The following is a 20424-nucleotide window of genomic DNA, read 5'->3' as shown; positions in this document are numbered from 1 at the left end:
ATTGAATGAACCACGAAGGCACGAAGGACACGAAGGAATAAGAGAAGAAGAGAAGAAGATAGATGATATTGCAACGGGAAGCTCGTAATTAAACTGATTACAGTTCTGCGCGAATAGTAAAAGCATAATCTCCCCCTGGTTCTAATTGATAATCTTGTTTTTCTAAAAAGCGGCCGAGAGGTTCTTTAATTAAAGCGCGACCCTGGGAAGGTTTAACAGATAGTTCTCCCCGACGAAAATGCCATTGAAAATGCCATTCAAAATCGCCGGCGCTGACATCACCTTCAAGAAAGCCATGTTGCCAAGATTGGCGGGTGATTCTGACATGGGCGGTAGTTTCTGGTAGACGTTTAGCACTCACTATGCTGGGTGTCCAATGAGGGATTGAGGTAACATAACTTTTATGTACCAAAAATCTCTGAAATTGACAAATTGGGTAATGGGTAATGGGTAATAGGTAATTGTTGATAGTGAGTTGGGAAACATAAAATTTATTACCCAGTCACCAGTCACCAGTCACCAGCCCAAACAGACATGATATCTATTCAAAAATAATTTAAAAAATCATACAGCGATGCCCGCTGAAATAAGGCATCGCGGATTTTAGATTTGCGATTGATCTCTAATCCAAAATCTAAAATCCTTAATCGTTGTTAACGATTCATGGCGGCAGCTTCCCGCGCAGCAGCAGCTTGATCTGGGTGTATACCCAAGCGTGTCAGGTTAATTCTACCTTTATTGTCAATTTCGCGCACTTTGACAATCACTTCATCACCAACGGCTACTTCATCTTCCACTTTACCAACACGATAGTCAGCAAGTTGAGAAATGTGAATCATGCCTTCTTTTCCGGGCAAAAATTCCACAAATGCACCAATAGGTATAATCCGTGTTACACGACCTATGTAAACATCCCCTTCATTGAGTTTACGAGTCATGCCTTGAATGATGCTCTTTGCTCTCTTTGCTCTGCCTTCATCGACTGCGGAAATGGTGACTGTACCATTATCCTCAATGTCGATTTTTGCACCTGTCTCTTCAGTAATTCCTTTGATGGTTTTACCACCGGGTCCAATGACCAGACCAATCATTTCTGGATCAATCTTGATTGTCAACAGACGTGGGGCAAAGGGTGAGGTTTCGGTGCGTGGTTGATCTATGGTCTGGAGCATTTTCTCCAGAATGTGCAAGCGGGCTGCTTTTGCTTGTTCTACAGCTTGTTTAATAACTTCTAGAGACAAACCGGATATTTTCATATCCATTTGTAAGGCGGTGATACCTGTATCAGTACCCGCAACTTTGAAGTCCATGTCTCCCAAAAAGTCTTCAATGCCTTGAATATCAGTGAGAACGCGCACTTCGTCGCCTTCCTTAATCAAGCCCATTGCTGCACCGGTGACAGGTTTGATAATGGGTACACCCGCATCCATGAGGGCGAGGGTAGAACCGCAAACTGAACCCATTGAGGTAGAACCGTTGGAAGAAAGCACTTCTGAAACTACGCGAATCACGTAGGGGAATTGTTCTTTTGGCGGTAGTACGGGTAAAATCGCTCTTTCGGCTAAAGCACCATGACCAATTTCTCTTCTTCCCGGCGCACGCATTGGTTTGGTTTCGCCAACGGAGAAAGGAGGGAAATTGTAATGATGCAGGTAACGTTTAGATTGATCTATTTGTAGATCATCATTGAGATTTTGAGCATCGCCTGGTGTACCAAGGGTACAAGCAGATAATACTTGGGTTAGTCCCCGATTAAATATTCCACTGCCATGTACACGACGGGGTAAAACTCCGACTTGGCAAGATATAGGACGGACTTCATCTAGTTTGCGACCATCAACGCGCACGTTATCCTCAACGATTTGACGGCGCATAAAGTATTTGGTGATATCTTTAAAGGTATTACCAAGTGCTTTACTATCGGCTGTAGCAGCTACGCGAATCGGATCTTCTTCGGGTAGGGCTTCTATTTCAGCCTTGATCTCATCTTTAACTGCATCTAAAGCTGTATCACGCTCGTTTTTGGTTAACTCAAATTGTGCCAATATTTTTTTAATTTCTGCACTGGCGCGATCGCGGATGTAGTTTTCTAATGTTTGGTCTACTTCCGGTGGCTCTTCTTGGATGAGTTTTAAACCCAGTTCTTCAACTAAATCTAGCTGTGCTTGGATTAAATCCCGCACTGCTTCGTAACCAAAATCAATGGCCTCGATGATATCTCGCTCTGGTAACTGATTTGCTCCTGCTTCCACCATGATGACACCATCAGGTGAACCAGCAACAACTAAATCCAAATCTCCCGCTTCAATCTCCGCATAGGTGGGGTTAATAATAAAATCATCACCCACTAAACCTACCCGCACTGCTGCCATTGGTCCATTAAACGGAATTTGGGCAATGAGAGTAGCGATAGAAGCGCCAGTTACAGCTAACACATCAGGCGGTACTTGTTCATCCATTGATAGGGTGAAAGCAATAATTTGCAAATCATCCCGTAACCATGAAGGAAACAGAGGACGCAAAGGACGGTCAATCAGACGGCTAGTTAAAATCGCTTTTTCAGGTGGACGACCTTCACGACGCATAATCCCACCAGGGATTCTTCCTGCTGCATACAGTCGTTCTTCATAATCTACCGTCAGGGGAAGAAAATCAACGCCCTCTCTGGCCTCTGACCTTGTAGCTGTCACCAAAACAGCAGTATCCCCCGATTCTATCAACACCGACCCACCCGCTTGGGGGGCTAACAGTCCTACCTTCAGTCGAATATCCCGTCCATCAAAGGATATTGACTTCTCAAATTCTGCCATTCAGTTTTTTTTCCTTCTATGCACGCTATTCTCTCTCTGTGGCAATCCTAACATTTATGCTATATAGACGGCTTCTTTTAGATATATTAGTTTCACAGACTAGATTTAAGAGGCAGGTGACTGGAGACTGGGGACTGGGGACTGGTGCTACGCCACGGTGACAGGTGACAGTAAGAAGAAAATAGGAGTTAAGGAGTTACATTGAATTGTTGAATGGTCTGATATAAATTCTCAAATATAATTTTTTTTTACATAGCAGTATGCACTTGAATAAGATATACAATTTACACAAAAATTCATACAATACGATACTTCAAGTCTGTTCCCTGTTTCCTATTCCCTATTCCCTATTATTTCCTGAAAACAATTAGCATCTGATAAATATGGCAATTCTACACGGCATTTGGTTAAACAAAGAACAAAATTATACTGATAATTGTTTATTTATTTGGGGAGAAACTTGGCGTACTTCTCAAATTACTCTTGAATCTATTACCGCCGATGAAATCCCACTTAATCCTTTGGCAATGACACCAAATGAGTTGAGGGAATGGTTAGCAGTAAATAATTTAGAAATTTCTAATTATATTCAAGATATTGCAACATCTCCATCTGCTGTTATTCCAATTAAAGGACGTAAAACAGCACCTAAAACAGCACCTAAAACAGAAAAAACTTTACCCACATACTCACAAATTATTGCTTTACCAACTAATTTTATAGAAACTGAATCTGCTATTTCTCCCATAAATTCTGCTAGTTTAGAGATTGATAAAAATTCACAAAAATACTTACAACCTTGGAAAATTGAAGGTTTTTGTCTCCCACCCAGTGCAGCAATTAAATTTCTCTCAAATTTACCCTTGAGTTCAACAGATAATAAAGATGCTTTTTTAGGTGGAGATTTACGTTTTTGGTTACAAATGGCGCGATGGAGTTTAGATTTAATTGCCCGTTGTAAGTTTTTACCGAATATTATAGAAAATCCAGATAATTCTCTAGTTGGTAAATGGCAGGTACTGTTAGATAGTGCTATAGATGCTACTCGTTTAGAAAAATTTGCGGCGAAAATGCCTTTAGTTTGTCGTACTTATCAACCAGATAGAGAAGATTTTAACAGTAAATTAATAGTTGATTTACCTGGAGAACCGCAAGGATTAATTTTGGCATTTCTCAACAATATCATAGATGCCCAAATTCGAGAAATGGTTGGTTCTCAATCTCCCATTGATAATAGATTAATGATGTCCTTACCATCTGCGGTACAGCAGTGGTTACAGTCTTTAACGAGTGCATCAAATCAAGGATTAAATCAAATTAATGCTGATGCAATAGGAGTAGAAAGATTAGAATCTGCAATTAAAGCTTGGACTTTACCTTTACAATATCAATTAACAGGAAAAGCTGCATTTAGAACTTGTTTTCAACTCCATCCCCCAGAAGCAGAAACAACAGATTGGAAATTAGCTTATTTCCTCCAAGCTGCTGATGATGCAGAATTTTTAATAGATGCGAAAACTATTTGGAGTCAACCAGTAGAAACTTTAGTTTATCAAAATCGCACAATAGAACAACCACAGGAAACATTTTTGCGGGGTTTGGGTTTAGCTTCTCGATTATATCCTGTGATTGCGCCCAGTTTAGAAACAGAATATCCTGAATTTTGTTACCTTAACCCTATACAAGCTTATGAATTTATTAAAACTGTAACTTGGAGATTAGAAGATAGCGGTTTAGGAGTAATTTTACCACCAAGTTTAGCAAATCGTGAAGGTTGGGCTAATCGTTTAGGATTGAAAATTAATGCTGAACCACCCAAGAAGAAAGAAGGACGTTTAAGTTTACAAAGTTTGTTAAACTTTCAGTGGCAATTAGCAATTGGTGGACAGACAATTTCTAAAGCTGAGTTTGATAAATTGGTAACTTTAAATAGTCCTTTAGTAGAAATTAATGGAGAATGGGTAGAACTGAGAAACCAAGATATTAAAACTGCCCAAAACTTTTTTGCATCTCGTAAAGAACAGTTATCTTTATCTTTAGAAGATGCTTTAAGAATTAGTACAGGTGATACTCAAGTGATTGAAAAATTACCTGTTGTTAGTTTTGATGCTTCTGGTGCATTACAAGAATTAGTAGCAACTTTAACTAATAATCAAGATATTCAACCTTTACCGACTCCTGAAAATTTCCAAGGAAAATTAAGACCTTATCAAGAAAGGGGTGCAGCTTGGTTAGCGTTTTTAGAAAGATGGGGTTTGGGTGCTTGTTTAGCGGATGATATGGGATTAGGAAAATCGGTACAATTTATTGTTTTTCTTCTGCATTTGCAAGAACAAAACGCCTTGGAAAATCCCACGCTTTTAGTATGTCCTACTTCGGTTTTAGGTAACTGGGCAAAAGAAGTTAAAAAATTTGCCCCTAAATTGAAAGTTTTAGAATATCATGGTGATAAACGCCCCAAAGGTAAAAGTTTTACGGCAATAGTAAATAAATACGATTTAGTAATTACAAGCTATTCATTGGTACAGCGAGATATTAATTTATTAAAAACCATGAATTGGCAAATTGTTGTTTTAGATGAAGCCCAAAATATCAAAAATGCTGATTCTAAACAATCTCAAGCTGTGCGAAAATTAGAAACTACATTTAAAATTGCTTTAACCGGTACACCTGTAGAAAATAGATTGCAGGAATTATGGTCTATTTTAGATTTTCTCAATCCTGGTTATTTGGGTAATAAACAATTTTTTCAAAGACGTTTTGCCATGCCTATTGAAAAGTATGGTGATACCGCTTCTTTATCTCAATTACGGTCTTTAGTCCAACCTTTTATTTTACGAAGATTAAAAACTGATAAATCAATTATTCAAGACTTGCCAGAAAAGCAAGAAATGACTGTCTTTTGTGGTTTAACTGCGGAACAAGGGGAACTATATCAACAGTTATTAGATGAATCTTTAGTGGAAATTGAATCCGCAGAAGGTTTACAACGACGAGGAATGATTTTAGGTTTGTTGGTAAAACTCAAACAAATTTGTAATCACCCTGCACAATATTTAAAAGAATCAAGTTTAGCAAAACATAATTCTGGTAAATTACAACGTTTGGAGGAAATGTTAGAAGAAGTTGTAGCGGAAGAAAACCGAGCTTTAATTTTTACTCAGTTTGCCGAATGGGGTAAATTATTAAAACCCTATTTAGAAAAACGTTTAGGCAGAGAAATTTTCTTTTTATATGGTAGCACCAGTAAAAAACAACGGGAAGAAATGATTGATCGTTTTCAACATGATCCCCAAGGACCACCAATTATGATTTTGTCTTTAAAAGCTGGTGGTGTGGGTTTAAATTTAACCAGGGCAAATCATGTATTTCATTTTGATAGATGGTGGAATCCTGCGGTGGAAAATCAAGCTACAGATCGGGTTTTTAGAATTGGACAAACTAAGAATGTACAAGTTCATAAATTTGTGTGTACAGGAACTTTAGAAGAGAAAATAAATGAGATGATTGAAAGTAAGAAACAATTAGCCGAACAGGTAGTTGGTGCAGGTGAAGAATGGTTAACAGAACTTGATACAGATCAATTACGTGATTTATTATTATTGGATAGAAATGCGATAATTGATGAAGATGAGGAATAGGAGTCAGGAGTCAGGAGTCAGGAGTCAGCTATGTACCTGAAAGATTGAAGGACAAAGAATGAAAAGAAACAGATGTAGATGACATTCCTAAAATTCAAAAGACTGAATCCTTGCTATTGGATGATTACTGATGACTGATGACTGATAGCTGAATACTGACGAGGAGGTTTAAAGAAAATATGACAGAAAATATAGACCATGACCGCTTGTTCAAAGAACTAATATCAACCTTTTTTGTGGAATTTATAGAATTATTTTTTCCTCAAGTTCTGGAATATATAGACACCGAATCAATTACATTCTTAGACAAAGAAATATTTACTGATGTCACCGCAGGAGATAGACATGAAACAGACCTGATAGCGAAAGTTAAATTTTTAGGTCAACCTTCTTATTTTGTGATTCATATTGAAGCCGAATCAGGTGCAAGACCAAAATTTAACCAAAGAATGTTTCGTTATTTTGCTAGATTAGATGAAAAATTAGATTTACCAATATATCCGATAGTGATATTTTCCTATGACTCACCAAAAACCGTAGCCGTTAATAACTATCAAATCAACTTTCCTGATTTTCAAGTGTTAAAATTTAATTATCAAGTAGTGCAACTGAATCAACTCAACTGGCGGGACTTTTTAACCCGTTCAAATCCAGTTGCATCGGCTTTGATGTCAAAAATGAACATAGCATCAGAGGACAGACCAAAAGTTAAAGCAGAATGTTTAAGGTTGTTAGTAACCTTAAAATTAAACCCTGCTAAAATGCAATTGATATCAGGTTTCATTGACACATACTTGAGATTAAATAAAATAGAAAAAGAGAAATTTCAAACAGAAATAGGTACATTAGTAACAGAGGAAAGGGAGGAAGTTATGCAAATTGTCACAAGTTGGATGGAAGAAGGTATTGAACGAGGTATTGAAAGAGGTATTGACAGAGAAAAAAATTTAATTCTCCGTCAAATTAATAGAAAATTTGGAGAAATTGATTTAGATTTAGCAACCAAAATTAGAAGTTTAAATATAGAAACTCTGGAATCTTTGGGAGAGGCAATATTTGATTTAGATACAGTGGCAGATTTGCAACAGTGGTTAGATAATCTTTAATCTCAGGACTTACGCAAAACAGAACGAAAGTAGGGGTAATTCATGAATTAACCCTACGTCATAATCCGGTTTTTAGTCCAATCTTACGTAAGTCCTAAATCTAAAATCTCAATCTAAAATCTCTACAATATCCTCTAACACCAACTTTTTAATTATGAGTCAAGAAACTTTACAAGCAAGCAGAGAATGGTGGTCCCAAAGATGGTTAGATTTACTAGATTCTTATCGTTTTAAAAAGCGGTTAGAAAGGGCGAGAAATTATTCTCGACAAGGTAATGTTTTGAGTATTGAATTTAAAGGGGCGAAGGTTTTAGCAAAGGTACAAGGTAGTGAAGTAGAACCTTATAAAGTTTCTTTATTTCTTGATGCTTTTAGTGATGAAGAATGGGGTTATGTGATTGAAACTATGTCTCATAAGTCGGTTTTTTCTGCTAAGTTATTAGCGGGAGAAATGCCACAAAATATAGAAGATGTGTTTACAAGTAACGGACTTTCATTATTTCCTTTTACCTTGGGTGATGTTCATAGTAAATGTTCCTGTCCTGATAAAGCAGTACCTTGTAAACATATTGGGGCGGTGTATTATCAATTAGGCGATCGCTTTAGTGAAGATCCTTTTGTATTATTTCAATTGCGGGGACGGACTAGAGAACAAATTATTAGTGATTTACGAAATTTACGCAGCAGTAAACTTGTAGAAAAGTCCGAAGAAACGACAAGCAACCAAGAACAAACAGAAGTTCAAAAACCAATTTCTGAACCTCAATTTTCATTAAAGTCAGATAATTTTTGGCAATATAATGAGCCATTAGAATCTTCTTTAGTGGTCATTTCTCCTAGTGTGGGTGAGACGGTGTTAGATGTTTTGGGTAAAATTCCCTTAGCTAAAGATGAGGAAAATTTAGTCAGTTCATCTGCGGGTGATGTGACAATGAATTATTTACAATCCGTTTATAAAGATGTGAGTCAAAAGGCTTTTTTAGCAGCAATGAAGAATTGACAATTGACAATTGACAATTGACAATTGATAATTATTTCATTCAAGGTTGAAAACCTTCCATTTTAAGAGGAAATGCGATAATGCCAGATGGAGAAGTTTATACAACAGATGTTGATTTAGACTTCAATAAACCAGATGCACCTTTACCAAAAGAGATAAAAGAGATTAAAATTATGACTCGTGAAGTTATCCGTACCGATAAAGCACCCGCTCCCGTTGGACCATATAATCAAGCTATTGTCGCTTCTGGGAAAATGCTGTTTGTCGCTGGACAAATTGCTATTGATCCCCGTTTAGGTGATGTGGTTTATACTGATGATGTCACCAAGCAAACGGAACAGGTGATGAGAAATATTGAAGCTATCCTCACAGAAGCTGGTGCTACTTTTAATGATGTGGTGAAAACAGGTGTATTTTTAGCTGATATGAAAGATTTTGCTGCTGTAAATGCAGTTTATGCAAAGTATTTTTCTGAAGATACTGCCCCTGCGCGTGCTTGTGTGGAGGTTTCCCGTTTACCTAAAGATGTGTTGGTAGAAATTGAATGTATTGCTGTGATTAGTTAACAGATTTTTCTCAAGTATACTATTAGCGGGCAAGACTTGTACTGAGCTTGTCGAAGTATGCCCGCACCACAAGAGTTTTATTTTATAATTTGGTGGGTGTTGGCTACCCTACTTTTAGTTTTCTGGTTCGATACCTGCTGCACGTAGTTGTGCTGCTAGTTTGTCAGCACGTTGTTTTTCTACTTCTATTTCCTGTTGTTTTTGTGCTACTAACTCAGAACTCCATAACAATAAATTTCCTTTTTCATCCCACCATCTTAACCATTTAGTGGTGAGATTTTCTCTTGTACCTTCCCAAATACCCAGATAAAGTTTGATTTCTTCTATCCAGTAATGTTGGTTTTGATCAGGTGTTTCTATTTGGTATTGTTCACTATTTTTATCTAAGCGATAAACTTCTAATTCTCCTCTATCTGGTTCAAAAATAATATAGTTAGGAACTTTTAATATTCTTTCATAAAAAAACCATTTTCCAGGAGGATAAGTTGGTTTACTAGAATATTCTGTTCCGTCGGTATCAGAAATAAATTCCATGACAATAACCGGAATGTCTCCCTGTAGTTGGGGTGTATAACTCCGAAAGACTTCTTGCTTAGTTGTGCGAATTTCGGGTATATAAGCCCAGTCAGGTGCTTTAACGACAATTTTGCCATTGAGTGTGGCGCAAATGCCGTAATTGGTCGTTGTCAGGCAATTGGGAGCAAGTTTACCAGCCAGTTGGAGGCTTTCGGTTAGGGCTGCGGCTTGGGTGGGTTGGTAGATGTTATCCACTGGATCGTCGGGAAGGATGTAATCATCGGGTAATTTTTCCCAAGTGATTTGATAGTCTTGGGTGGTGATGATCATGGTGGTTTTTCCTGTTTGCAGGTTTATCAATGATTATATAGCAGGAGTCAGGAGTCAGGAGTCAGGAGTCAGGAGAAAGAATTAATTTTGATGAAATTACCAAGTAATTACAGTCAAAATAGGTATTTTTATTAACTCTTGATCTGCCGTTACCAAACTGGCTGTATTTTGTATTGCTGTTGCTGTAATTACTGCATCAGGTAATTTTAAGCGATATTGCTGACGAATTTTAATAATATTATCAATTAATAACGTATCTTTTGCTGACAAACCAACAACTTCCACACGCTGAATAAACTCTTGAAAAAGCTGATGATCTAATTCCCTTAAACCAGAAAATGCCAAAAATTCAATTTGACTAATCACGGAAATTCCTATCCAATCAGCGTTTTGTAATATTTGCAGCAGTTGAGTATTTCCCTGTAACACAGCCACAACCGCATTTGTATCTAACAGATAACGATCACCATTCATCTCTTAAAGACCTTTGCATTTCAACTGCATCTCCTCGCCAATTTAAACGCCCCATTAAATCAGAGAAATCATACTTTTTCGGTTTATTATCAGTTGAAATAGCTAAACTTTCCACATTCTCACTATCAGAATTTAAAGCATACCGTTTTTGTAGTAATTCTGTCAAATCTGAAGATAAATCTCCTTTAAGTAAGGACATTGCTACCTGTGCTTGTTCATCTGGTGGTAACTGTTTTACAACTGCAATCAGTTGTTCTAGGGTAATAGGAATAGATATCATTGCATCTTGAAATATTGTTTACTTAATTAAATTATAAAGCTATTTAAAACCATTTTGTTGCAAATCCTGTAAAAAATCCTTAAAAAGAAATCATCCTGTAAGTCCTCAAATCCTGGACATCCTGATTCTGACAATTTCCTATGTCAGCAATAACAAGGTAGGGGTTTGCATTGCTAAACCCCTACATATTGTACCTACTGACTCGCTTTTTCTGTTAACTTAGTCAACACATCATTAGACCTTTCCACAAAAGATTTCATCCCCTCAGCATCAAAGCCTTTTTGTGACATTAACGCCAAATCATAAACGTGCTGACAAATCATTTTTGTTAACTGCGCTGTGGGTGATTCTCCATCACCTTGAATAATACTTCCTTGATTCAATGTTAACAAATTTTGAATCAAAGGATGGGCAGTATTTACTAACAAAATATGATCTTCAGGAAACTCTGCATTTTGCTGTTGCATCATGGCGTTCATATCTCGCAGACGACGCAAAATTTCAGGTAACAATACCATTGCTGGTGGTGTTCCTTGGGGATTATCTGATTTTAACGCCTCGGTACGAATATTAACTTTTGGTTTGTTGAGTGATTTTTCAAATAATTCTTTGATAATTTCACTCTTGGTTTTGTTGGTTGTGGGGTCTACAATTTCCCCTGATTTATCATCTAATAAGGTATTATCAATGTCAGAGTCTACCCGTGTAAATTTAACATCCTGATATTCTCTTTCTAGGAAGTTAATAAAGTGGGTATCAATGAAGGAGTCCATAAATAGAACTTCTAAACCTTGGTTTTTATGCAGTTCTACATAAGTCGCTTGACTCGCTTCATCGGTGCAGTAGAAAACTTTATTTTCGTGACGTTCTTTGTTGCGTTCTAAATATTCTTTGAGGGTGGTGTAAGGTAAGCTGGTGGTGTTTTCTGGGGTGACATCTTGCCAAACATCACTCTCAGAAGATTGAACTTCTACTGCGGGGGTTTCTGTTTTTTCTGCTTCTAATTTGGCAGTGGTGCGGAAAACGATGATGTCTTCAACTTGTTTTTTAAATTTGTCGTCGTTGAGAACACCAAATTTAACAAATGTGCCTAAATCTTTCCAGGCATTGATATATTTTTCTTTGTCGGTGCGATATAATTCTTTCAAGCTATCGCCGACTTTTTTAGCGATGTAATCCCCTATTTTTTTAACTGTGCGATCGCCTTGTAATGCACTACGGGAAACGTTCAAAGGAATATCTGTACTGTCAATTACCCCCCGCATTGGTAGTAAAAATTGGGGAATAATTTCATCACAGTTATCACTTACAAAAACCTGATTACAGAATAACTTGGTTTGTCCCTTGGTTACATCCACATCAGGACGCATTTTGGGGAAATACAAAATTCCGTTAATAATAAACGGATAATCTGTATTTAGATGCACCCATAACAAAGGTTCTTCTTGGAAAGGATAAAGATAGCGGTAAAATTCTAAATAATCTTCTTTGGTTAAACTACTAGGAGATTCGCGCCAAGGTGCTTTTTGTTTATTCAAAACTTCCCCATCTAATTTGATGGGAACTGGCATAAAATCACAGTAAGTTTTAACTAAATTCTTGACTCTCGCAGGTTCTAAATATTCTTCCTCATCGGGCATTAATGTTAAAGTAATGGTAGTACCGCGAGAAGTACGAGAAGATTCATCTAATGTAAATTCTGGTGAACCATCACAGGTCCAGTGTACTGCTGTTGCACCTTCTTTATAGGAAAGGGTGTCAATTTCGACTTTTTTCGCCACCATGAAGGAGGAATAAAAACCTAAACCAAAATGTCCGATAATTGGTTGATCGGCTTTTCCTTCATATTTGTGAATAAATTCTTCCGCACTGGAAAAAGCAACTTGGTTAATATATTTCTTGACTTCTTCTGCTGTCATTCCAATGCCATTATCAGAGATAGAAAGAGTCTTTTTATCTTTATCAATGGCAATGGTAATTTCTGGTTCACCGATATCTCCGTTGTATTCTCCTGCACGGGAAACCATTTTGATTTTTTGGATCGCGTCTACTGCGTTGGATACCAGTTCCCGCAAGAAAATTTGATGATCTGAATAGAGAGATTTTTTGATAATGGGGAAAATATTCTCAGTATGGATACTGATTGTACCTTGTTCTAACATAGTTATCCGTGTGTTTGATTTACTTGCAGATAATTCTGAGGATCAATTTTCGACTATATATGTCTTTTGTGAGGTAAGGAATACCTCTAAATAATGATTCGGATTACACTACCATGTGAGGTGGATTGGTGACTGGGAGGAGAATTTTAGTTTTTCGTAGGTTGGGTTGAACAAAGTGAAACCCAACAAACCGTTAGAAACGTTGGGTTTCCTATCGTCAAACCAACCTACATAATTATATTTTTTTGGGTTAACCGAAAAGTATTGGGTTACTATTTGAATCAGGAGGTATAAGTTATGGAAGAATTGCTGGAATTGAAAGAATTGCTGATCAGTGGCAATATTCCTGATGCGTTGCTGCTAGTTGAAGAGATGACGGAAATGAGTAAAGATGACAAGCTGAATAAGATTTTTAGTTTTGGTAAAATTATTCTTCTCCATCTAATTAAACAAGCAGCGGAAAAACGTACCACTAGATCATGGAATTTGTCTATTGCTAATGCAGTGAAAGAAATTCAACGCACAAACAAGCGTCGTAAATCAGGAGGAATGTACTTTACCAGTGAAGAATTGCGAGAAACCCTAGAAGATGCTTATGAATTATCATTGAATGGTGCAGCAAAAGAAGCATTTGAAGGTAAATATGAAACTGAAGAATTAGCAGTAATGGTAGATAAGGAAATGATATTACAACAAGCTATTGATTTAATTTTAGAAAATGCCAAGTAAACAAAATAGCAAGTAAGAGTTTAGCATTGCTAAACTCTTTTATTTATCAAGTATATGAATACTTTTTAAGTGTAATTATCCTATGAACTTTAACAACATTGACAAACAAATAAATATCACGCAAGACGGCGAAGGTAATACCCAAATCAATAATATCTTTCCCTCTCTTCCACCACAACTAGAAGCAAACCCTTTCACACCACCAAAACCCGTGAAGGTCGACTGTTTGGCCGAGAAGAGGAATCACCGGAACAAGTACCAGGAGGAATGCAAGCACAAAGAGGTTTACAAGCTAAATCCTGAATAATTCATGTTTGAGTAAAATAAATATAGTGCGATTTTGTGGGAAATTCTCACTAAACTAATTGTCTGAATCAGGATGTCCAGGATGATAGGATTTACAGGATTATATTTGTCAAAATACTTGATAAATTACTCACATCCTGAATAATATCATGTTTGAGTAAAATAAATGTAGTGCTATTTTGTGGGAAATTCTCACTAAACTAATTGTCTGAATCAGGATGTCCAGGATGATAGGATTTACAGGATTATATTTGTCAAAATACTTGATAAATTACTCACATCCTGAATAATATCATGTTTGAGTAAAATAAATGTAGTGCTATTTTGTGGGAAATTCTCACTAACCTAAGTATGTATAATTTACGTAAAATTCATAATTAACTTACCAAAAACCATTAATAATAACTACTCAACCCATAAATAGAAAACTTCTTAGATAGAAAATGACACAGTGATTCAAGTGAAATCCATAAATCATCCACAATAATCACTATTGTATCTATCATCCTGTAAATCCTATCATCCTGGATATCCTGATTCAGACAATTAGATGCTTTGCCAAATTAAGAGGAAGATTCAAAACTCACATCTTCATAAACATCATTTATAGAACATTGAAAATCTACACTTGCTAAATGTAAATTTTCCTCCTTTCCATAACTATACAATACCCATTGTCCTTCTGAATTACGACGAAAAACATCTACATTGATTTTATTTTGACTGACTAACACATATTCTTGGAGTGTGGTTAAATTACGATAGTCAGCAAATTTATCACCTCTATCAAAAGCTTCTGTAGTAGGAGATAAAACTTCGATAATTAGACAGGGATAACGTAAAAAGTTATTAAAGGCTTTATCTCTTTGATCACAACTAACAATTACATCAGGATAAGAATAAATATCCATTGTTTCAATATGTGCTTTCGTGTCGGAAATATAAGCTTGACAACCTTTTCCGCGCAGATGATTTCTTAACATAGCAAACACATTGCCACTAATAACTACATGAGTATTACTAGCACCAGCCATTGCATAAACTTGTCCCTGTCTGTATTCATGTTTGATAGAACTGGTTTCTTCTAATTCTAAATATTCTTCAGGGGAAATATAGTTATAACTAGGATTTGCAATCATAGAAAATCACCTCAATAAATATATTAGGTAATGCAACACAATCTTGTGGGGTTAATTATCCACTCCCACAAGATACAGCACTTTGCACGTCTATCTAGTACAGTTCATATCCTATTTTCTAGCTTGATGTAATAATTCTGTCTTATGTTTTTGTACCTAAACGTTACGCAAAGTGCTGTATATAAACCTACAGTTAGTAATTTTATGGACAAATGTCCTCAAGCTACTTTTCCCGGTGTTACCCGGAATGGGTAAACTGCAATACCCTCTATCCCTAAGCTAAAAGCCGCAGGGACTACTTTTCTAGCAATATTCAGACTAGCATTAACAAGAAAATCAATGAATATTTACAACACCTCAGAAGATGCTTCTACTAATTTAACTGTTTTTTTCCCCACTGATACTTTGACTGATTGTTTTTTAGAGAATGTCAGTCCGTTTTCACCTTTATCAATGATAATTGTATCTCCAGAAATAAAGGTATTCTCTAATAATTTGGTAGCGAGGGGGTTTTCGACTTCCCGCTGAATAGACCTTTTTAGCGGACGTGCGCCGTAAACTGGATCATAACCAGCTTCAACTAAATAATCACAAGCAGCTTGGGATATTTCAAAGGAGATTTTTTGTTCTTTGAGTAGTTTTTCCACCCGTTTTAGTTGAATACGGATGATATGGCGCATTTCTGAACGACTGAGGGTATGGAATAAGATCAAGTCATCAACGCGGTTAAGAAATTCGGGGCGGAAGTGCGATCGCAAACCTTCCATCACTTTATTTCGCATCAAATCATACTTTGAGTCATCACTGGAAACATCGAGAATATGATCACTACCAATGTTACTAGTCATGACTATGACTGTATTTCGGAAATCTACGCCCCTTCCTTGAGAGTCCGTAACTCTACCGTCATCTAATACTTGCAGTAGAATATTAAATACATCGGGATGGGCTTTTTCCACTTCATCCAGCAACACCACAGAATAGGGATGACGACGGATAGCTTCGGAAAGTTGACCACCTTCTTCATAACCGATGTATCCAGGAGGCGCACCCACTAACCGAGAAACTGAGTGTTTTTCCATGTACTCGGACATATCTAAACGCACCAAAGCGTCATCAGAATCAAAGAGAAATTGAGCTAAGGCGCGGGCGAGTTCGGTTTTACCTACGCCAGTGGGTCCCATGAACAAAAATGAACCAATAGGACGTGAGGGATCTTTCATTCCCGCACGAGCGCGACGAATAGCAGCGGAAACAGCAGCAACAGCTTCTTCTTGTCCAATAACTCTTTCGTGTAAATGGCTTTCTAATTTCAGTAATTTCTGGCGTTCTGACTCTAACAGGCGGTTAACTGGTATACCTGTCCATTTGGCGACTATTTCCGCAATGTCAGCTTCGGTGACTTGTTCCCGTAGCAGGGTAGAACCTTGATTTTGAATTTCTAATAACTGGGCTTCTTTAATTTCCCGTTCTCTTTGTACTCCTTCTAATTTACCATATTTCAATTGTGCGGCTTTGTTTAAATCATAATCTCTTTCCGCTTGTTCAATTTGCACCCGAAGCGCATCTTCTTCTTTTTTTAAAGTGCTGATAGCTTCTAATAATTGCTTTTCTCCTTGCCATTGTTCGTTAAAAGTATGCTGTTTAACGGTTAAAGTGGCAATTTCCTGTTCTATTTTGTCTAAACGTTCCTTAGTTTGCGGTGTAGCTAGTTCTTCCCCTGATAAGGACAGTTTTTCCATTTCTAGCTGCATTAAGCGTCTATCAATGGTTTCCAGTTCCGCAGGTTTGGAGGTAATTTCCATTTTTAATTTCGCTGCGGCTTCGTCTACTAAGTCAATAGCTTTATCAGGTAAAAACCGATCTGCAATATAACGGGCTGATAATGTTGCTGCTGCCACTAAAGCGGAATCGGAAATTTTCACGTTATGGTGTACTTCATAACGTTCTTTTAAACCTCTTAAAATAGAAATTGTGTTTTCTACAGTGGGTTGGTCTACATATACCTGTTGAAAACGACGTTCTAAGGCTGCATCTTTTTCAATATATTTGCGATATTCGTCTAAAGTTGTTGCACCAATACAACGCAATTCACCACGGGCTAACATGGGTTTAAGTAAATTACCCGCATCCATTGATCCTTGTTGGTTAGAACCTGCACCAACGACGGTATGCAGTTCATCAATAAATAGAACTACCTGCCCGTTTGATTCCGTAACTTCTCGGAGAACATTTTTTAAACGGTCTTCAAATTCACCACGGTATTTTGCACCGGCAATTAAACTACCAATATCTAAAGATATCAATTGCCGGTTTTTCAAAGACTCAGGAACGTCACCGTTAACCATTCTTTGGGCTAAAGCTTCGGCGATCGCAGTTTTACCAACGCCAGGTTCACCAATCAAAACCGGGTTATTTTTGCTACGTCTGGATAAAACTTGAATAACTCGCCTAATTTCATCATCACGCCCAATAACTGGATCTAATTTTCCTGCTTTGGCTTGTTCCGTTAAATCTCTACCAAAACGTTTTAAAGCTGGTTCATTAAGATCCGCAGATTCTTTTTCTCCCGCTTTTGTAGAAACCCTTTGAGTCACGCGAACATTTTTAACAGCAGTTTCTAACTTAGCAATATCAACACTTAAACCTTTAAATATTCGTCTGCCAATGCGTTCATCTTCCGCAAAAGCTAATAAAATATGACCTTCCGAGATTTCCCCATCCCTCATTCTCCCACGAATTTCTTCGGCTCGATCTAGCAGCAAATCTAAATTTCTTCCCAGATACAACTGATCACTTTTAGCTACTTTGGGCTGACGTTTAGTATAACCTTCTAATTGCTCCTGTAACCGAATCGGATCAATTTCCGCACGGGCTAAAATACCTGAAGTTACACTGCTAGATTCTTCTAAAAGGGCAAGAATTAAATGTTCTACTTCTAATTGTTGTTGTTGATAAGCGCGGACAATATCTTGAGATTTAATAACAGCATCCCAAGCTGTATCAGTAAATTTATTTGGATCTGTAGGCTGCATTTTTAAGATTTTCGATTTTAGATTTTTAAGATTGACGATTTTAGGTTATAAATTGGTGATTGGCAAATAATCACAAGTTTATACAGACGATGGTGATGGTGGGGCAAAGCCCACCCTACTCTAAGATAAGATACTTCAGACGAGAATTACTGACTAACCAGTTGTGCTGGGGATTTTTCTGTTTCTGTTGTACCGTGAGTAGCCAGTTGAATCAATTCAACTTTATAACCATCGGGATCTTCGACAAAAGCGATCACTGTTGAACCGTGTTTCATTGGACCAGGTTCGCGGACTACCTTACCCCCACGGTTTCTAATTTCCTCACAGGTGGAGTAAATGTCATCTACTCCCAGGGCGATATGACCATAGGCGTTACCCAAATCATATTTTTCCACACCCCAGTTATAGGTTAATTCTATCACAGTGTGGTCGCTTTCATCCCCATAACCTACAAAAGCCAGGGTAAATTCTCCACCTGGGTAATCTTTACGTCGCAGTAATTTCATGCCCAGGATATCGCAGTAAAATTGCAAGGATTTTTCTAAATTGCCTACCCGCAACATTGTGTGTAGTAATCGCATATTCACCATTTTGATTAACTATTATATTTTATATCTCATTAGAATCAGAAATCTGAATTATTCAAAAATTTGGGATATTATCGTTAATTATTAAGTAAATTTTATCAGTGCTTGTGATATAATTTATTTTAATTTAGATGGAGGAAATCATCATGCTTTCATCACCTTTATTGTTGCAAATGCCATCATCAATGACTGATGAACAATTTTTTGAATTTTGTCAATTAAATCGAGATTTGAGAATTGATAGAAAAAATCGGCACGTTTATATTTATCGTCCTGGGGAAGATGTAGAATGTTTAGAAAATCCTGATGTTGTTAATTGTGAACCTATTTTACCGGCGTTTGTTTTAAAAATGGGGAAAATTTGGTAGGTATAGATTTTTGTGAGATTGTGCTAAAATTAATTTCAATTCAGATGGAGTAACTTATTATGCTTTCATCACCTTTAATATTACATTTTCCCTCATCAATGCCCATGACAGACGATCAATTTTTTGATTTCTGTCAAGAAAACCGTGATTTACGCATTGAGAGAAATAAATATGGAGAAATATCAATTATGCCACCAACAGGTTCAGAAGGCGGAAATAGAGAAGGTAGAATCATCCAACAAGTAATGAACTGGACAGATGAAGATGGAACAGGAATAGCATTTTCATCTAGTGCAGGTTTTAAACTTTCCACAGGTGCAGAACGTTCTCCTGATGCTGCTTGGATAAAGTTAGATAGATGGAATAGTTTAACACCGGAACAACAGAAAAAGTTTGCTCCGATTTGTCCTGATTTTGTGATTGAATTAAGATCAGAATCAGATAATTTACAGTCTTTAAAAGATAAAATGTTGGAATATATGCAAGAACCAGGAATACAATTAGGGTTATTAATTGATAGAAAAAATCGGCACGTTTATATTTATCGTCCTGGGGAAGATGTAGAATGTTTAGAAAATCCTGATGTGGTTAATTGTGAACCTGTTTTACCAGGGTTTGTTTTAAAAATGGGGAAAATTTGGTAGGTGTGATGGTTAGCTAAAATATACGATAAAATTAAAATAAACAGCGAGTAGGAAATATGAGTAAAATATCAGTCAAAGCAGTAAAAAATCTATATGAACAAGATTTTTCTCTTTGGGTTGAGGATACAGTCAATAAATTAAAAGCAAGAGACAATGAAAATTTAGATTGGGAAAATTTAATTGAAGAGGTAGAGTCTTTGGGTAAAAGTCAGCGTAAAGCAGTTAGGAGTTTTTTGGTAAGGTTATTGGAACATTTGTTAAAGCGGTGTTATGTACCAATGTCAGACTGTTATCGGGGTTGGGAAATTGAAATTAGAAATTTTCGTCAACGTTTACAAATTGAGTTAGAAGACTCACCGAGTTTGAAAAGTTTTGTTTTAGAAATTCTTGATAAAAGTTATGAAATGGCTTTAGAAAATGTCAGAGATGGTTATCCTGATGTTTATTTTTCTGATGTTTTTCCATTTCCCAGTGATGTAGATGCTTTGTTAAATAGGAAGTTTTGGGAAGAATAATTATAGGGTAGGGGTAAAGCAAAAGTTTATTGGTGTTAATTTAGGTGACAGATGGCTTATTTGTTAGCTTTCACACCCGCCCAGAAATGAATTTCCGGGCTAATAGAGCAAGTTTACTAAAGTAAACTATAGACTTATGGGTATTTTTAGTCATCTTTAGATGACTTATGCTATGAGACTGGGAATTCATTCCCAGTCGGGTTATGGGTTTTACGT

At 36.9% G+C, this 20424-nt stretch carries 16 protein-coding genes and 1 pseudogene; 8 read left to right on the top strand and 9 right to left on the bottom strand.

Annotated elements, in window-relative coordinates:
- Positions 1–97: 97 nt before the first annotated feature.
- Complete coding sequence (locus tag K2F26_RS18625; RefSeq protein ID WP_096566311.1) at positions 98–361, bottom strand: DUF3146 family protein; 264 nt, start codon at positions 359–361, stop codon at positions 98–100.
- A gap of 292 nt (positions 362–653) precedes the next feature.
- The gene (locus K2F26_RS18620; protein WP_220608985.1) at positions 654–2810 is read right to left on the bottom strand and encodes a polyribonucleotide nucleotidyltransferase; all 2157 of its coding nucleotides are present in this window, start codon (positions 2808–2810) and stop codon (positions 654–656) included.
- A 383-nt stretch (positions 2811–3193) separates the two neighbouring features.
- Between K2F26_RS18620 and K2F26_RS18615 the strand changes: the two genes are divergently transcribed.
- From K2F26_RS18615 to K2F26_RS18600, 4 genes and pseudogenes are all read left to right on the top strand, one after another.
- Complete coding sequence (locus K2F26_RS18615) at positions 3194–6451, top strand: sll1366 family intein-prone helicase (RefSeq protein ID WP_220608984.1); 3258 nt, start codon at positions 3194–3196, stop codon at positions 6449–6451.
- 179 nt (positions 6452–6630) lie between these two features.
- On the top strand, positions 6631–7557 hold the full coding sequence (locus tag K2F26_RS18610) for a DUF4351 domain-containing protein (RefSeq protein ID WP_220608983.1): 927 nt from the start codon (positions 6631–6633) through the stop codon (positions 7555–7557).
- 154 nt (positions 7558–7711) lie between these two features.
- Entirely contained in the window at positions 7712–8557 is an 846-nt protein-coding gene (locus K2F26_RS18605; protein ID WP_220608982.1) for an SWIM zinc finger family protein, read from the top strand.
- Positions 8558–8631: 74 nt separating this feature from the next.
- Positions 8632–9123: pseudogene (locus K2F26_RS18600) on the top strand (RidA family protein); the annotation flags it as partial.
- A 114-nt stretch (positions 9124–9237) separates the two neighbouring features.
- Here the strand turns inward: K2F26_RS18600 and K2F26_RS18595 are convergent.
- The 4 genes from K2F26_RS18595 to htpG all read right to left on the bottom strand — a co-directional run bounded on the left by K2F26_RS18595 (position 9238) and on the right by htpG (position 12885).
- Positions 9238–9969 carry a Uma2 family endonuclease gene (locus tag K2F26_RS18595; RefSeq protein ID WP_220608981.1) on the bottom strand — a complete coding sequence of 244 codons (732 nt, stop codon included), beginning with the start codon at positions 9967–9969 and terminating at the stop codon, positions 9238–9240.
- Between the two features lie 96 nt (positions 9970–10065).
- Positions 10066–10443: a type II toxin-antitoxin system VapC family toxin gene (locus K2F26_RS18590; RefSeq protein ID WP_220608980.1), complete on the bottom strand. Its 378-nt coding sequence runs from the start codon at positions 10441–10443 to the stop codon at positions 10066–10068.
- Entirely contained in the window at positions 10433–10723 is a 291-nt protein-coding gene (locus K2F26_RS18585; protein WP_220612024.1) for a hypothetical protein, read from the bottom strand. Before K2F26_RS18585 ends, K2F26_RS18590 begins: the two co-directional genes overlap by 11 nt.
- A 194-nt stretch (positions 10724–10917) precedes the next feature.
- A complete protein-coding gene (htpG, locus tag K2F26_RS18580; RefSeq protein WP_220608979.1) occupies positions 10918–12885 on the bottom strand; it encodes a molecular chaperone HtpG in 1968 nt (655 codons plus the stop codon).
- Positions 12886–13182: 297 nt separating this feature from the next.
- On the opposite strand from htpG, the gene K2F26_RS18575 reads away from it, so the two are divergent.
- On the top strand, positions 13183–13614 hold the full coding sequence (locus K2F26_RS18575) for a DUF29 family protein (protein WP_194055476.1): 432 nt from the start codon (positions 13183–13185) through the stop codon (positions 13612–13614).
- Between the two features lie 869 nt (positions 13615–14483).
- On the opposite strand, the gene K2F26_RS18570 is transcribed toward K2F26_RS18575, so the two are convergent.
- From K2F26_RS18570 to gloA, 3 genes are all read right to left on the bottom strand, one after another.
- A complete protein-coding gene (locus K2F26_RS18570; protein ID WP_220608978.1) occupies positions 14484–15059 on the bottom strand; it encodes a Uma2 family endonuclease in 576 nt (191 codons plus the stop codon).
- 347 nt (positions 15060–15406) lie between these two features.
- Positions 15407–18094 (bottom strand): ATP-dependent chaperone ClpB, encoded by a 2688-nt coding sequence (clpB, locus tag K2F26_RS18565; RefSeq protein WP_220608977.1) that lies wholly within the window; start codon positions 18092–18094, stop codon positions 15407–15409.
- Positions 18095–18240: 146 nt separating this feature from the next.
- Positions 18241–18675, bottom strand: a complete 435-nt coding sequence (gene gloA, locus K2F26_RS18560; protein WP_096566329.1) for a lactoylglutathione lyase — start codon at positions 18673–18675, stop codon at positions 18241–18243.
- Positions 18676–18827: 152 nt separating this feature from the next.
- Here gloA and K2F26_RS18555 point away from each other — a divergent pair, with 152 nt between their 5' ends.
- Genes K2F26_RS18555 through K2F26_RS18545 form a run of 3 tightly spaced genes read left to right on the top strand, consistent with a single transcriptional unit; the run spans position 18828 to position 20208 of the window.
- The gene (locus K2F26_RS18555) at positions 18828–19049 is read left to right on the top strand and encodes a PDDEXK family nuclease (RefSeq protein WP_220608976.1); all 222 of its coding nucleotides are present in this window, start codon (positions 18828–18830) and stop codon (positions 19047–19049) included.
- Positions 19050–19108: 59 nt separating this feature from the next.
- Complete coding sequence (locus tag K2F26_RS18550; protein ID WP_220608975.1) at positions 19109–19693, top strand: Uma2 family endonuclease; 585 nt, start codon at positions 19109–19111, stop codon at positions 19691–19693.
- Positions 19694–19749: 56 nt separating this feature from the next.
- Complete coding sequence (locus K2F26_RS18545; protein ID WP_220608974.1) at positions 19750–20208, top strand: DUF29 domain-containing protein; 459 nt, start codon at positions 19750–19752, stop codon at positions 20206–20208.
- Positions 20209–20424: the final 216 nt, after the last annotated feature.

Source organism: Sphaerospermopsis torques-reginae ITEP-024 (assembly GCF_019598945.1).
In the GTDB taxonomy this organism is placed as follows: domain Bacteria; phylum Cyanobacteriota; class Cyanobacteriia; order Cyanobacteriales; family Nostocaceae; genus Sphaerospermopsis.
This window is presented reverse-complemented; position numbering and strand designations above follow the sequence as displayed.